Here is a 16,004-nt window from a genome sequence, read left to right as displayed (position 1 = left end):
CGGATGACGAGGGTCGAGCGAATGGAGAGCACGGAGACGAAGGAGGCGCCTGCGGGCGCCGAGGACGCGTGGGGGGACGAGTATTACCAGTTCCCCGCCTCCTTCGGGCAGCGGCGGCTGTGGTTCGTGGAGCAGCTCGATCCGAGCAGCGGAGCGTACAACATGCCGCTGCCGCTCCGGCTCGTGGGCGCGCTCGACGCAGGCGCCCTCGAGCGCGCCCTGCACGAGCTCACGAACCGGCACGAGGCGCTGCGCACGCGGCTCGCCGTGGACGAGGAGGGGGAGATCGTGCAGCAGATCGCGCCCGCGCTCTCCTTGCCGCTGCCGGTCGTGGATCTCTCCGACCTGCCCGCCGAGGAACGCGCGCGGAAGCTCCGCGTGCTGCTCGGCGAGCTCGCCTTCCGGCCCTTTGCGCTCGATCGCGGCCCGCTCTGCCGATTCGATCTCCTCCGGCTCGCCGAGGACGAGCACATCCTGCACGTCAACGTGCACCACGCCGTCTTCGACGGTCAATCGCACGCGATCTTCCTGCACGAGCTCGCCGTCCTCTACGAAGCGTTTGTCCAAAATGAAGACTCCCCCCTGCCGGAGCCGGCGCTGCAGTACGTCGATTTCGCGCACTGGCAGCGCGAACAATTCCAGGGGCCGCAGCTCGCGGAGGAAATCGCGTACTGGAGGCGGCAGCTCGCGGGCGCGCCCGCCTCGCTGGATCTGCCCACGGACGCGCCCCCCCCGAAGGTCCTCTCGCCTCGGGGCGGCCACGTGGAGACGCGCCTCTCCGTCGAGACGGCCCGCGCGCTGCGCTCGCTCGCCGAATCGACGGGCGCGACCATGTTCATGCTGCTCCTCGCCGCCTTCGAGGTGCTGCTCCACCGATACACGGGTCAGCGCAAGCTCGTCCTCGGCACGCCCATCACCAACCGGGGCCAACCCGAGCTCGAGGAGGTCGTCGGCTTCTTCGTCAACATGCTGCCGATCTGCACCGACCTCGGCGGCGACCCCACGTTCACCGAGCTCTTGCGCCGCGTACGTGAGGTTTGTCTCGATGCATTCGCGCACCAGCACGTTCCCTTCGATGTGCTCGCGGCCGAGCTCGCCCCCGATCGCAGCGCCAGCCGAATGCCTCTCTTCCAGGCCGTCTTTTCGTATGAGCCGCGGTCCTCTGCGCGCGAGCGTCGCATGGCGGGTGTCTCGCTCGTGCCCCTCACCATCGCGGAGGCGCCCATCAAATTCGAGCTCGGCCTCGACGCGGTGGAGCTCGAGGACGGCGGTATCGGGCTCGCCATCGACCATAGCCTGGATTTATGGCGGGAGACGACGATCGCACCCTTGCTCGAGCATTTCTGCGTCCTGCTCGACGCCATCACCCGCGCCCCGGGCAAACGTATCGGGGAGCTCGCGCTCATGTCCGACGAGGAGCGCGGTCGTGTCCTCTCGGAGTGGAACCAGACCGAAGCGGAATATCCACGGGACGTGCCCGTGGGCGCCGTCTTCTCCGCGCAGGCGCGCAGGCACCCGAGCGCGACGGCCATCTCGCACGGAGATCGGACGCTGACGTACGGCGAGCTCGAGCAGCGAGCGAACCGCCTCGCGCGCCGGCTGCTCGCGCTGGGCGTGGAGCGCGAAGGACGGGTGGGCGTTTGTCTCGAACGCTCGATCGATTTCGTGGTCTGCGTGCTCGGGATCCTGAAAGCGGGCGCGGCCTACGTGCCGCTCGACCCAGGGTATCCCGACGAACGGCTGCGGTACATGCTCGAAGACGCCGGGTGCCGGCACGTTTTGGGGCGCCGGGCGGAGCTCGGGCGGATGGAGGGCACGGGCTCTCGGCTGGTCTGCGTGGAGGACGAGCTTCCGCAGCTCGGCCACATGGACCCCGGCCCCCACGATGAGGATCCCGGCGTGGCGTGGGGCGGCGACGCGCTCGGGTACGTTATGTACACATCGGGGTCGACGGGCCGGCCCAAGGGCGTGATGGTCCCGCACCGGGGCGTGCTCCGGATCGCGGTCAACAGCGGCTTCGCGCCGCTCGGCCCCGCGGACGTCGTCGCGCACCTTTCGAACGTCTCGTTCGACGCGGCCACCTGGGAGATCTGGGGCGCGCTTTTGAATGGAGCACGGCTCGCCGTCTTCGATCGGGACGAGGTGCTCGGCGATCTGGGCGCGGCGCTGCGCGCCCGCGGCGCGACCGCCCTGTTCGTCACGGCGGCGCTTTTCAATCGCTGCGTCGACGAGGCGCCTCGGACCTTCGCGTCCGTCGAGCACGTGCTCGTCGGCGGCGAGGCGCTCGACGCGACGCGTGTGCGGCGGGCCCTCACCGAGGGAGGGCAACGGCGGGTGATCAACGGGTATGGCCCGACCGAATGCGTGACGTTCTCGACCACGCACGAGGTGCGCGCGCTGGCCGAGGACGCCGCCGCCGTGCCCATCGGCCGCGGCGTCGGCAACCTGCGCGCCTACGTGCTCGATCGCCATGGCAACCCGGCGCCCATCGGTGTGCCCGGCGAGCTGTTCGTGGCGGGGGACGGCATCGCCCGCGGCTACCAGGGAAAACCTGCGATGACCGCGGCTCGCTTCGTCCCGGACCCGTTCTCCTCCGCGCCGGGCGCGCGCATGTACCGCACCGGCGACATCGCACGCTGGAACGCCGAGGGCAGGATCGACTTCCTGGGCCGCGCCGACCAGCAGGTGAAGATCCGAGGCTTCCGCATCGAACCGGGCGAGATCGAGGCCGTCCTGCGCGAGCACGTGGGCGTCGTCGGCGCGATCGTGGTGGTGAAGGGGCAGGGCGGTGACAAGCGGCTCCTCGCGTACGTGGAGGCGCCGGCCGGGATCGACGACCGGGCCCTCCACGAGCACCTCCGAGCTCGCCTGCCCGAGTACATGCAGCCGGCCGCCGTCGTCGTGCTCGATCGGCTGCCGCTCTCGCCGGGCGGCAAGGTCGATCGCGCTGCCCTGCCGGATCCCACCGTCGCCGGCGCGGGGGGCGAGGCACCACGTACCCCCGTCGAGGAGGCCCTCGCCACGATCTGGCGCGAGGTGCTCGGGCGGGAGCGGGTGGGTATCCGCGACAATTTCTTCGAGCTCGGCGGCCATTCGCTGCTCGCCACGCGCCTCGTCTCCCGCCTCCGCACCACCTTCGGCGTCGAGTTGCCGCTCCGGGAGCTCTTCGAGTCGCCCACCATCGAAGGGCTGGCCCGTCGTATCTCCGCCACGGCCAAGATCACCGACGCGGCGCCCCCCCGCGTGCACGCCACGGGCCCCGCGCCGCTCTCCTTCACCCAGGAGGGCCTCTGGTTCCTCTACCGGATGCAGCCCGGGAGCGCGGCCTACAACGTCGCCTGCGCGCTCGACATCGAGGGCTCGCTCGACGTCGAGGCGCTCGGGAAGGCGCTACGCGTCATCGTCGAGCGTCACGAGGCGCTGCGCATGGTGTTCACCGAGACCGACGCGGGCGTCGTACAAGAAGCGGCGGAGCCTGCGTCCTTCTCGCTCGTGATCCAGGACCTCGAGGGCGGGCCCGACCTCGAACGCGCGCTCGGCGAAGCGGAGCGCGCCGAGATCAGCCGCCCCTTCGACCTCGAGCGCGGCCCCATCTTCCGCGCCACCCTGATCCACGCCCGCGCCGAGCGCCACGTGCTCGTGCTCAACATGCACCACATCGTCTCCGACGGATGGTCCCTCGCCGTCGTGATGCGCGAGCTCGAAGAGCTGTACGGCGCCTTCCGCGAGGGTCGGGCGCCGCGCGTGCCGGACCTCCCGATGCGGTACGCCGATTACGCGCAAGGCCAGCGCGACAAACTCGGGGGCGCGGCGCTCGACGAGCTTCTCGCCTGGTGGATCGACCAGATCGGCCCCGTGCCACCCGAGCTCGCCCTGCCCACCGATGGGCGGCGCGCGCCCCTCGGACAGGCGCGCGCCGGGTCGTACGAGTTTGCCTTGCCGCCCGAGCTCACCGGCCGAGTGCGGCGCGCCTGCGAGCGCGCGTCGGTGACGTCGTACATGCTCCTGCTCGCGGTCTTCCAGCTCCTGCTCCACCGATATTCCGGGCAGGAGCAGCTCCTGCTCTGCACGCCCGTCGGCAACCGCACGAGCCTCGAGGTCGAGCCCCTCGTGGGGTTTTTCGTGAACACCCTCGTCCTGCCCGCGGACCTCCGGGGCAATCCCACCTTCCTCGAGCTGCTCCGGCGGACGAGCGCGACGACGCTCGAGGCCCTCTCGCGCCAGGAGCTGCCCTTCGAGAAGCTGGTCGCGCGACTGAACCCCGAGCGCGACGCGCGACGCAATCCGCTCACCCAGGTCATGTTCTTGCTGCAGAACCAGGCCACGCCCGAGCCCCACCTCGACGGGCTCGCCGTGCGCATGAAGAACCTGCCCGCGTCGGGCTCGAAGTTCGATCTCACGCTCGGGTTCATCGAGTCCGAAAAGGGCCTCGTCGGCACCCTGGAGTACGACGCCGACCTCTTCACAGCGGCGACCATCGAGCGCATGGCCGCGCATTTCCTCCGCCTGCTGGAGGGCGTGGTGGCGGACCCCGGACAGCGCATCCGCGACATCCCGCTCCTCTCGCCCACCGAACGCGAGGGCATCTTGCGCGAGCGCAGCCTGGGCCCGCGCGCCTCCGCGGCTCCGCGCTGCGTGCACCGCCTCTTCGAAGAGCGAGCGGCGCGCGCGCCCGCGCAGATCGCCGTGATCGCCCCCGGCGAGGAGGCGACCTACGCCGAGCTCGACGCGCGCGCCAACCGGATCGCGCGCCACCTCCGCGTGGCCGGCGTGGGCCCGGAGTCCGTGGTCGGCGTCTGTCTGGAAAAATCCGTCGATCTCTACGCGTCGATCCTGGCCATTTTCAAGGCCGGTGGGGCGTACCTGCCGCTCCACCCGAGCTTCCCCGACGCACGACTCCAGCAGATGCTCTCGGACAGCGGGGCGCGGCTCTGCGTGACGCACCGCCGGAGCGCCGCGCGCTTCTCGGGCGTGACCGAGGTCGTTTGCCTCGACGAACTGGGGGAGGTCTTTGCGGCGCTGCCCGCCGACGGCCTCGCCGAGGACGCGTCGCCCGATGGCCTCGCGTACGTCCTTTACACGTCGGGCTCCACGGGGCGGCCCAAGGGCGTCATGGTCCACCATGGGGCCCTCTCCAACCTGGCCCTCGCCATCGAGCGTATCGTCGCGCCGCGCCCGGGCGACCGCGTCCTGCAGTTCGCCTCGGTGAGCTTCGACGTATCCATCTTCGACATCTTCGCGGCGCTGCTCTTCGGCGCGACGCTCGTCTGCGGCAGCCGGGACGAGACGCACCCGGGGCCCGATCTCGTGGCCTTCGTGCGGCGGCACGGGATCACGGTCCTCATTCTCACCCCCTCGGCGCTGGCCGTCGTCCCCGTGGCCGACGTGCCGCACCTGCGCGTCGTGGCCGTGGGCGGCGAGGCGAGCCGACCGGCGCTGCTCGAGCCGTGGGCGAGGGCGGACCGATCCCTCCTCAACTACTACGGGCCCACCGAGACCACCGTCTTTTCGAGCGTGGGCGTCTTCCAGCCCGGCGATCCCGTGGTCAGCATCGGTCCGCCGATCGAGAACGAGAGCGGCTACATCCTCGACGAGGCCTTCGAGCCGGTGCCCGACGGGGTCCCTGGGGAGCTCTACATCGGTGGCGTCGGGGTTGCCCGCGGCTACCTCGGGCGACCGGGCCTGACGGCCGAGCGGTTCTTGCCCGACCCCTTCGACCCGAAGGGCGGCGCGCGCATGTATCGGACCGGCGATCGGGTGCGGAGGCTGCCGAGCGGCGCCGTCGAGTACCTCGGCCGGCTCGATCAGCAGGTGAAAATTCGAGGCTTCCGCATCGAGCCCGGCGAGATCGAGGTCGCCCTGCGGCAGCATCCCGGCATCGAGGCGGCGGCCGTCGTCCTGCATCGCGGGAGCAACGGAGACGATCGCCTCGTCGCCTACGTGGCCGCGCCGAGCCGTCCCTCCGACGAGGTGCTGCGCGAGCACCTCGGGCAACGGCTCCCTGATTACATGGTGCCCGCAGCGTTCGTGTGGCTGCCGCGCCTGCCGCTCACGGCGAACGGCAAGCTCGACCGCGCGGCGCTGCCCGCCCCGATCTTCGCGACCGAGGGCGCGATCCTGGTGCCACGGAACCCGACCGAGCAGGCCCTCGCGCAGATCTGGTCCGAGGTGCTCGGTCGCGAAGGGATCGGCATCCACGACAACTTCTTCCGGGTCGGGGGCCATTCGCTCCTGGCGACCCAGGTCGTCTCCCGCATCCGAACGCGGCTGGGGGTCGAGTTGCCGCTGCCCTCGTTCTTCGAGGCGCCCACGATCGCGGCGCTCGCCCAGCACATCGCAGGCGAGCGGAGGGCCGAGGCGGCGCCCGAGGTAGCGGTGGGCCCGTCGGGCAGGAGGGAAGCGCCGCTGTCCTTCGCGCAGGAGGGGCTCTGGTTCCTCTACCGCATGGCGCCCACCAGCACCGCCTACAACATCCCCACGGTCATCCACCTGGAGGGCCCGCTCGACGTCCCCGTGCTGGAGGGCGCGCTCCACGCGCTCGTCGAGCGGCACGAGGCCCTGCGCACCGTGTTCGCGCAGGAAGGCGAGCGGGTCGTTCAACGCGTGCAGGACGCCGCCCCGTTCACGCTCGCCGTACGGGATATCGAACGCCGATCCGACACGGACGCCGCCCTCGCCGAGGTGGTGCGCGCCGAGGTCACGCGGCCGTTCGATCTGGAGCACGGCCCCGTGCTCCGCGCCCTCCTCGTTCGTGTCCGGCCGGATCGGCACGCGCTCGTGCTCACGGTCCACCACATCGTCGCGGATGGCTGGTCGCTCGCGGTCCTCTTCCGCGAGCTCGAGGCCGCCTACGTGAGCTTCCGTGCAGGCCAGCGCCCAGCCTTGGCCCCCCTGCCACGGAGCTACGCGGATCACGCCTACGAGCAGCGCGAGCGTCTCGCGGGCCCGACGCTCGAAGCGTTGCTCTCCGCCTGGGCCCGAGCCCTCGGCAGCGCGCCCACCGAGCTCGCGCTGCCCACCGATGGACGTCGCTCCCGCGGAGGGCCGCCACGCGCCGGGATCCACCCGTTCGTCGTGCCCCCCGCGCTGGCCGACGCGGCGCGGCGCCTCTGCGAGCGCGAGGGCGTGACCCTCTACATGCTCCTGCTCGCGACCTTCTACCTCCTGCTCCACCGCTACAGCGGGCAGGACGAGATCCTCGTCGGAACCGCGGCGGCCAACCGCGACCGCCCCGAGATCGAGCCGCTCGTCGGGCTCTTCGTGAGCACGCTCGTGCTGCGCGGCGACTTGCGCGGCCAGCCATCGTTCCTCGAGGTCTTGCGGCGGACGGGTGTGACGACGCTCGAGGCGCTCTCGCGACAGGAGTTGCCTTTCGAGAAGCTGGTCGAGCGGCTGAACCCGCGGCGTGACCCGCGGCGAAACCCTCTCTTCCAGGTGATGTTCCTGCTGCAGAACCAGGCCGCGCCCACGCTCTCCCTCGACGGCCTCGACGTCCGGGTGGAGGCGTCGCACGGCGCCGCGGCGAAGTTCGACCTGACCCTCGGGTTGGTCGAGACCGACGAGGGGCTCTCCGGCAGCCTCCAGTACGACGCGGACCTCTTCGAGCCGGCGACGATCGAGGCGATGGCGCGCCATTACCTCCGCCTGCTCGCGGGAGCGCTCGACGACCCGGGGCGTCGCATCGACGATCTCCCGCTCCTCTCGGCGGAAGAGCGGCGCTCGGTCCTGCACGATCGCAGTCTCGGCCCGGCGCGGGAGCTGCCCCCGTGGTGCGTGCACCGTGCCTTCGAACAGCACGCCGCGCGCGCTCCCGATCACCCGGCCGTGATCACGGACGACGAGCGGGCGAGTTACGCCATGCTCGACGCGCGCGCCAACCGGATCGCCCGGCTCTTGCGCGACCGGGGCGTCGGCCCCGAGACCGTGGTCGCGGTCTGCCTTCCCAAATCCGTCGATCTGTACGCGTCGCTCCTCGCGATCTTGAAGGCGGGTGGCGCCTACCTGCCGCTCCACCCGGAGTATCCGAGCCCGCGGCTCGCGCAGATGCTCTCGGACAGCGGAGCCCGGCTCGTGGTGACAACCCATGAAGGCGCCTCTCGCCTCCCAGCCTCGGCCGAACCCCTCTGCCTCGACGCTCTGCACGACGTGATCGATGTCATGTCCGCGGACCCGCTCGATGTCGCCCTGCTCCCCGAGAGCCTGGCGTACGTTCTCTACACGTCGGGCTCCACGGGGCGACCGAAGGGCGTCATGGTGCCCCATCGGGGCCTGACCAACTTGGCCCTCGCCGCGGGTCGGAGCTTCGCGCCTCGCCCCGACGACCGGATCCTGCAGCTCGCGTCGGCGGTCTTCGACGCCTCGATCCTCGACATCGTCGCCGCGTTCGCCTTCGGGGCGACGCTCGTTTGCGGACGGAGGGAGGCGACGCTGCCGGGGCCCGACCTGCGCGCGTTCCTCGAGCGGCACGGGGTCACGGTCCTGCACATCACGCCCTCGGCGCTCGCCGTCCTGCCGCGCGCGGAGCTGCCCCGGCTGCGCATCGTGGCCGTGGGCGGAGAGGCAAGCCGGCCCGAGCTGCTCGAGCCTTGGGCCGAGGGGCGCGAAGTCCTCAACTGTTATGGCCCCACCGAGATCACGGTCATCTCCAACGTCGGCACGTTCGCCGCCGGCGATCGCGTGGTCAGCCTCGGTCCCCCGATCGACAACGCGCGGGTCTACCTGCTCGACGACGCGCTCGAGCCCGTCCCCGATGGCGTCCCCGGCGAGATTTACGTCGGAGGGGCAGGGGTCGCGCGGGGTTACCTGGGGCGAGCGGCGCTGACGGCCGAGCGATTCTTGCCGGATCCCTTCGGCACGCCGGGCGCGCGCATGTATCGCACGGGGGATCGGGCGCGAAGGCTCTTCGACGGCGCGCTCGAGTACCTCGGCCGGCGCGACCAGCAGCTCAAGCTTCGCGGCCATCGCATCGAGCTCAGCGAGATCGAGATCGCGCTCCGCGCGCAGCCCGGCGTCCGGCACGCTGTCGTGCGCCCCAAGGAGATGGCCTCGGGCGACGTCCAGCTCGTCGCTTACCTCGTCGCCGAAATGACGGTCGACGCGCCCGCGCCGCTCGCCCCGGATGCGCTCGCCCGAGCGCTCGCCTCGGAGCTGCCCGCGCACATGGTCCCCGCGGCCTTCGTCGTGCTCGACGCGCTGCCCCTCAACGCGAGCGGCAAGCTCGACGAGCAGGCGCTCCCGAGGCCCGACCTCTCCGCGGCGAAGGCCTCCTACGTCGCCCCGCGGGACGAACGAGAGCAGGCGCTTTGCGAGGTGATGGCCGAGGTGCTCGGTGTCGGGCGGGTGGGCCTCGACGACGATTTCTTCCAGCTCGGCGGACACTCGCTCCTCGCCGTGCAGTTCGCTGGCCGGATCGAGCAGCGGTTCGGTCGCGACATTCCGATCGCCGCCCTCTTCGGCGCGCCGACGCCGCGCGGGATCGCACGTCTCCTCCGCGAGGCGGAGCCCTCCTTTTCGCCGCTCGTGCTCATCCACCCCTCGACCACCGGCACGCCCGTCTTCTGGGTGCACCCGGTCGGCGGGAACGTCCTCTGTTATGCGGAGCTCGCTCGCCGCCTCGGCGCGCGGTATCCGTCCTATGGCCTCCAGGCCTTCGGCCTGACGGCGCGCCACACGCCCCTCGAGGACGTCGGGGCCATGGCCGAGCGCTACCTCCAGGCGGTCCTCGCGGCCCGACCCGAGGGCCCCTACGTGCTGGCCGGATGGTCGATGGGGGGCCTCGTCGCCCACGAAATGGCAGTACGCCTGCACCGCGCGGGGCGCCGCGTCGCGCGCCTGCTGCTCCTCGACACGCAGCCGCCCGACCATCATCACGCCCTCGCCGGTTTGTCCGAGGCGCGGATGGTGGAGCTCTTCGTGCAGGATTTTCAGCGGCTCGTGGGGGAGGGAGGACGCGCATTGCCTGCCGAATGGGAGGCGATGGATGCCGAGCGGCTCCTCGCGGCCGCGCGCGACCTCGTGGGGCGCCCCGCCGCGGGGATCGACCTCGCGCGCTGGACGCGCCTCTACCGCGTCTTCCGGGGCAATGTCGTCGCCGCCGCGCGCCATCGGCCCGAGCCGTTCCCCGGCGTGGTCATCTACGCGCGGCCGCGGCAATCACCGCTCCCGGACAGCGATCGCGCGTGGAGCGCCCTCGCCGGCGAGCTCTCGACGATCGATGCCGAGGGCGACCATTACAGCATGCTCCACGAGCCTCACGTCGCGTCGCTCGCGGATCGGATCGAGGGAATGCTCCGAGCGTCGGGGGCCTGATATGTCTCGTTCAGGAGCACAGCCATGAAGCAATTCGCGCTCCTCTCGATCGGCCAGGTCATCTCCCGCATCGGAAGCGGCTTGACCCATTTCGCCATCGGGATCTGGGTATACGAGAGCACCGGCTCCTCGACCCTGTTCGCGTTGCTTCTTTTCTTCGCCATGCTCCCGGGGCTGCTCGTTGCGCCGCTGTCGGGCGCGATCATCGATCGCTACGACCGGCGCAGCGTGATGCTCGCGAGCAACGTCGTCTCCCTCCTGACCACCCTCGCGGTCGCGCTCCTGGTGATGCGGGGCATGCTCACCGTGTGGATCCTGTATCCACTGCTCGCGCTCGGCTCCATCTTCGAGGCTTTCCTCGGGCCCGCGCTCGCGGCCTCGGCCACCTTGCTGGTCCCCAAGTCCGATCTCGGCCGCGCGAGTGGTCTGAGCCAGTTGCCGCAGGCTGCGGAGGTCGTCCTGTCGCCGCTTCTGGCCGGGCTGCTCCTGCACGCCTTGGGGATCGGGGGCGTGATCCTCATCGACGTCGCGACCTTCCTCGTCGCCGTGGCCGCGCTGCTCCTCGTACGCATCCCGCGCCCCTCGGACGGCGCCGATCGGACGGCGAAAGCCGTGGCGCTGCACAAGGACATGCGCACGGGCTTCTCCTTCATCGCGGCGCGCTCCGGCCTGCTCGCGAACGTCGTCTTTCTCGGCTTCTTCAATTATCTCCTCGGGATCTTCCAGGTGCTGCTCACGCCCCTCGTGTTGAGCTTCGCCACGCCCGCCGCGCTCGGGACCATCATCTCGATCGCAGGGCTCGGCATGCTCGCCGGTGCCGTCGCCACGGGCGCCTTCGGGGTGCCGCGGCGCAGGATGCGGGGCATTCTGATTCTCGCCTTGGTGATGAGCGCCGGGATGGCGCTCGCGGGCCTCTATCCGAGCCGCGTGCTGCTCTCCGCCGGCGTCCTGCTCGCGTTCGCGAGCGCGCCTCTCATCAACGGCGCGGCCCAGGCGATATGGCAGGTCAAGGTCCCGCCCTCGCTCCAGGGGCGCGTCTTCTCGGCGCGCAGGACCCTCCAGACGCTGAGCGCGCCGCTCGCTTTCTTGAGCGCAGGGCCGCTCGTGGATCGGGTCTTCGAGCCGCTCCTCCAGCCCGGGGGCGCGCTCGCGGGCAGCGTGGGCCTGCTGCTCGGCACGGGACCGGGGCGAGGGATGGGGTTTCTGTGCCTCGTGCTCGGCGCCTTGGGCGGGCTCGCGTGCGTGATCGCCGCGACCGCGCCGGCGATCCGCCACGTCGAGCGCGACGTGCCCGACGCGGAGGTCTCCACGTCGACGAGGCCGGCGGGAGGGGCATCGTGAAACGCCGTCACCTCCGTGGGGGACGACCGCGATGACCCCGCCGCTCGCCCATTTCGTGTCGATCTCCAAGACGTATACGATGGGTCAGGTGGAGGTGCGCGCGCTGCGCGAGGTCTCCCTGGAGATTCATCAGGGTGAAATGGTGGCCATCATGGGCGCGTCCGGATCGGGGAAATCGACCACGCTCAACGTCCTCGGCACGCTGGATCGACCGACGAGCGGGAGGTATTCGCTCGATGGAGAGCCCGTGGAGGAGCTCGACGAGGAGGAGCTCGCCCAGCTGCGCAACCGCAAGCTCGGCTTCGTGTTTCAGGCGTTCCACCTCCTGCCGCGGGAGACGGCGCTCGCGAACGTGGAGCTGCCCATGGTCTACGCGCGCGTGCGCCCCTCGCTCCGGCGGGAGCGGGCGAGGCGCGCCCTCGAGCGCGTGGGGCTCGCCGATCGGGCCGACCACCTGCCGACCCAGCTCTCCGGAGGCCAGCAGCAGCGCGTCTCGATCGCCCGCGCGATCGTCAACGAGCCCCGCATGTTACTCGCAGACGAGCCGACCGGCGCGCTCGACTCCACCAATACGCGGCAGATCATGGAGCTCTTTTGCGAGCTCCACGCGCAGGGGATGACCGTGATCCTGGTGACCCACGATCCGAACGTCGCGGCGTACGCGAGCCGGGTGATCACCTTCGAGGACGGTCGCATCGTCGGCGACGAGCGCACGAAAAACCAGGGGCCGGCCCGCGACCGGCGAGAGGGCGATGTGAATGAGCTTCCGGGGGGTGGCCCGTGAGCGCCCGAAGGAAGAGCCGGCGGTGGCCATGGGTGCTCGTCACGCTCCTCGTGGTCGCGTCGAGCCTCGTGCTCATCGGCCAAAAGGGCAAGGCGGCCCCCGCCATCGACCCGGCCCTCGTCGTCCGCGCCAAGCGGGGCACACTGGCGATCGACATCATCGAGACGGGCAAGATCACCCCGCGCGACAGGGTGGAGATCAAATCGCGCGTCGCCGGGCAGGTCACCGAAGTGCGGATCGACGCGGGCGAGCACGTCACCAAGGGGCAACTGCTGGTGCAGCTCGACCCCACCGATTACGAGCGCGAGGCGGCTCGCGCCGATGCCGACGTCGCCCAGGCCAAGACCGCGCTCGATTTTGCCCGGACGAACCGCGCCCGCATCGAAGCGGGCGTCACGGGGAACGTCATCCAGGGCAGCGAGCTCATCACGGCCAACCACGAGGTCAACGCCCGATCGATCGGGCTGAAGGCGGCGCAGGTCACGCTCGGCATTGCGCGCGACAAAATTCGCTATACGAAGATTACCTCGCCCATGGAGGGGACGGTGATCGAGCGCAACATCGACCCCGGGGAGGTGGTCGTGCCGGGCGTGCAGTCCACGTTCGAGGGCAGACCGCTCCTCACCATCGCGGATCTCTCCGTGCTCCTCGTCGAGGTCGATTTGAACCAGATCGACGCGGCCAAGGTCCGAAGCGGCCAGAAGGTCACGGTGACCCTCGACGCGCTGCCGGGGGAGACGTACGAGGCGTCGATCACGAAAATCGCGCCCGCCTCGGTGCGACGGCCGGGCAAGGATTTCGAGGCCTTCCCCGTGGAGGCGCGCCTCGAGAGGGTCGACGGGAAGATCAAGCCCGGAATGACGGCGGACGTGCGTATCCACGTCGACGCGAAGCCAAACGTCCTCATCGCGCCGCTCGAGGTCATCCGGCGGGAAAAAGGCAAGGACCTGCTCACCCGCGTCATCACGGGCCCGGACAACCTGCAGCGAACCGAGCGGGTCGAGGTCACGCTCGGCGCGCGCAACGACCGCGAGGTGGAGGTCGTTTCCGGAATCGCGGAGGGGGAAGCGCTCCTCATCGATCCCGGCCCGGCCACGCAGAACGAGACGAAGATGTGATGTGGCTCGGCTACCTCGTCCTGGCCACGAGGGCGCTCGGCGCGCACCGGACCCGCTCGCTGCTCACGATATCGAGCATCATGATCGGCGCGTTCACGATCGTGTTCATGATGTCGCTCGCCGAGGGGGGTCTCGAGACGCTGGTGCGTGGGATCGAGGAGATCGGCGGCGCGCGGCTCGTCCTCGTCACGCCCAAGGAGCCGGAGCGCGCGGCGGCCAAGAAGGACAGCTATCCGAAAGGGATCACGCGCGCCGATCGAGCGCAAATCCTCGCCGCCCTCCCGCACGTGGCGGGGCACACGGCGTACGCATCACTCGGAAAGCGGGATATCGTCGCGGATACCGGAGAGACGGCGCGCGCCGACCTCGTGGCCGCCGACGCCCATTTCCTCGATGCATACCGGATGGATCTCGCACGCGGGAGACCGTTCTCGGACGAGGAGGACCTCGCGCACGCCGGGGTTTGCGTGGTTGGGCCCGCGCTGAAAAAGAGCCTGTGGTCGGGCGAGGCCGTGGGACGCAAGCTCACCGTGGGGGGATTCCGGTGTCGGGTCATCGGCGAAATCGCGCCCGCGGCGCGGTTCGGCGTGAGCTTCGGCTTCGACTGGCAGAACTTGCTCGTCGTCCCGGCCGAGGCGATGGCCGCCGTGGAGCCCGCGACGCGCACGAGCCTGGCGTTCCTCGTGAAGACCGACGATCCCCGGTCGAACGATGTCGTCAAGCGCATCGTCAATGCGATCCTGGAGAGCCGCCACCACCATATCGACGATTTCACCATCTTCGATTTCAGCGGGATCATGGGCCAGTTCCGCGCCATTTTCCTGATCATGCAGGTCGTCGTCGGGTTCATCGCGGCGATCGCGCTCGTCGTCGGCGGCGTGGGCATCATGAACATGATGCTGGTCAGCGTCTCGGAGCGGGTGCGCGAGATCGGCATCCGCAAGGCGCTCGGCGCGTCACCTGGGGACATCGGCGCGCAGTTCCTCTGCGAGGCGCTCTTGCTCTCGGCGCTGGGGGGAGCGCTCGGCGTCGGCCTCGGCGCGGTCGCGGCGATGGGGGCGTCGGCGCTGCTCCGCGGCGCGGTCGAGACGTGGGCTGGGGGCGTATCCACGGGCGCGGCGGCGGTGGCGCTTTGCGTTTCGGTCGGCATCGGCGCGCTTTTCGGGTTCTTTCCGGCCCGACGGGCTTCGCGGCTCGTGGTCGTGGAGGCGCTGCGGCGATGAGAATGGGTGACCTCCTGCGCGCCCTCGGCGCCGTCTTCGCGGCTCGCACGCGTGCGGCCCTCACGCTGCTCGGCATCGTCATCGGGACGGGCTCGATCGTCCTGCTCGCCAGCCTGCTGCACGCGGGCGAGGCGGCGCTCCTGCACGCGAGCCAGGAGGCCGTGGACGGGAACCTCATCGAGGTGGGCAGCGCCGAGGTCCCGCGGAAAGACCGCGACAAGACCCAGCGGCCTCTCAGCCGCGCCGACGCCGACGAGATCGGCCAGGCGGCGCCGCTCGCGGGCGCGGCCGTGGGCAGCGAAGGATCACGACAGACGACGGCGCATTTCGAGGGCCGCAAGAAGAAGGTGAGCTTGGTCAGCGTCACGCCCTCTGCGCTCGCCCTCTACCGGCTCGCGGTCGCCCGCGGCCGCTTCGTGAACGAGGGGGACGTGCAGGAGCGGCGGCGGGTCTGCGTCGTGGGCGATGAAGTCTGGGCGAAGCTCATCATGGGCGACAAACCTCTCGAGGATGTGCAGATCCTCGTGGGAGGCCATCTCTTCGAGGTGGTGGGCGTGCTCGGGCGCAAGCCGCTGCTCGGCGCGACGACGAGCACGGACATCTGGAATCGCAAGGTGCTCATCCCCGAGACGACGTACGACGCGCTCTTCTCGCCGACGCATGAAGTGAAGCGGATCCATGTCCGCAAGCCCTCGGTCGCTGCGCCCATGGAGGTGCTCCGCGCGGTGATCGATCAGACGCTCTTCCGGCGGCACCACGGCGCGCGCAACTACGAGCTGGTCGAGGAGAAGGGCAAGGAGCAGGAGCGGCTCATCCTCGGGGTGATACAGGCGCTCGTGCTCGCCACGGGCGCGATTGCGTTGTTCGTCGGTGGGATCAACATCATGAACATCATGCTCGTGACCGTGACCGAGCGGACGCGCGAAATCGGGATCCGGCGCGCCGTGGGGGCCACGCCGCGGGTGATCCTGGTGCAATTCCTGATCGAGTCCGGAGCGCTCGCCCTCCTCGGCGGGTTGCTCGGGGTGGGCGTTGGGCTCGTGCTCGCGCTCCTGTCGGCGCTCGCGTTGCAGGGCGTCTTCGGGATATGGGCGTTTTACGCGGACGTGAAGGCGATCCTGCTCGGCCTGGGGGCGGCGGTCGCCACGGGTCTCGTCTTCGGCCTCTATCCAGCCTGGCGCGCGGCGCGCCTGAATCCCATCGAGGCGCTCCGCTGGGAATGAGGCGGGT

6 protein-coding genes are annotated in these 16,004 nt (G+C 70.5%); all 6 read left to right on the top strand.

Going from position 1 to position 16,004, the window contains the following annotated elements:
* The first annotated feature begins 21 nt into the window (after nt 1–21).
* The 6 genes from QHF83_RS33730 to QHF83_RS33705 are packed head-to-tail and all read left to right on the top strand — an operon-like array spanning nt 22 to nt 15,997.
* Entirely contained in the window at nt 22–10,308 is a 10,287-nt protein-coding gene (locus tag QHF83_RS33730; RefSeq protein WP_282422127.1) for a non-ribosomal peptide synthetase, read from the top strand.
* Between the two features lie 24 nt (nt 10,309–10,332).
* Nucleotides 10,333–11,649: an MFS transporter gene (locus tag QHF83_RS33725; RefSeq protein ID WP_282422126.1), complete on the top strand. Its 1,317-nt coding sequence runs from the start codon at nt 10,333–10,335 to the stop codon at nt 11,647–11,649.
* A 31-nt stretch (nt 11,650–11,680) separates the two neighbouring features.
* Complete coding sequence (locus tag QHF83_RS33720; protein WP_282422125.1) at nt 11,681–12,433, top strand: ABC transporter ATP-binding protein; 753 nt, start codon at nt 11,681–11,683, stop codon at nt 12,431–12,433.
* Complete coding sequence (locus QHF83_RS33715; RefSeq protein WP_282422124.1) at nt 12,430–13,551, top strand: efflux RND transporter periplasmic adaptor subunit; 1,122 nt, start codon at nt 12,430–12,432, stop codon at nt 13,549–13,551. Before QHF83_RS33720 ends, QHF83_RS33715 begins: the two co-directional genes overlap by 4 nt.
* Complete coding sequence (locus tag QHF83_RS33710; protein WP_282422123.1) at nt 13,551–14,774, top strand: ABC transporter permease; 1,224 nt, start codon at nt 13,551–13,553, stop codon at nt 14,772–14,774. Before QHF83_RS33715 ends, QHF83_RS33710 begins: the two co-directional genes overlap by 1 nt.
* The gene (locus QHF83_RS33705) at nt 14,771–15,997 is read left to right on the top strand and encodes an ABC transporter permease (protein WP_282422122.1); all 1,227 of its coding nucleotides are present in this window, start codon (nt 14,771–14,773) and stop codon (nt 15,995–15,997) included. The genes QHF83_RS33710 and QHF83_RS33705 overlap by 4 nt, the downstream gene beginning before the upstream one ends.
* Nucleotides 15,998–16,004 lie beyond the last annotated feature (7 nt).

The organism is Polyangium sp. 15x6 (genome assembly GCF_029960785.1).
Lineage (GTDB): Bacteria > Myxococcota_A > Polyangia > Polyangiales > Polyangiaceae > Polyangium.
Note: the sequence above shows the minus strand (reverse complement) of the source record. Positions and strands in the feature narration are given on the sequence as shown.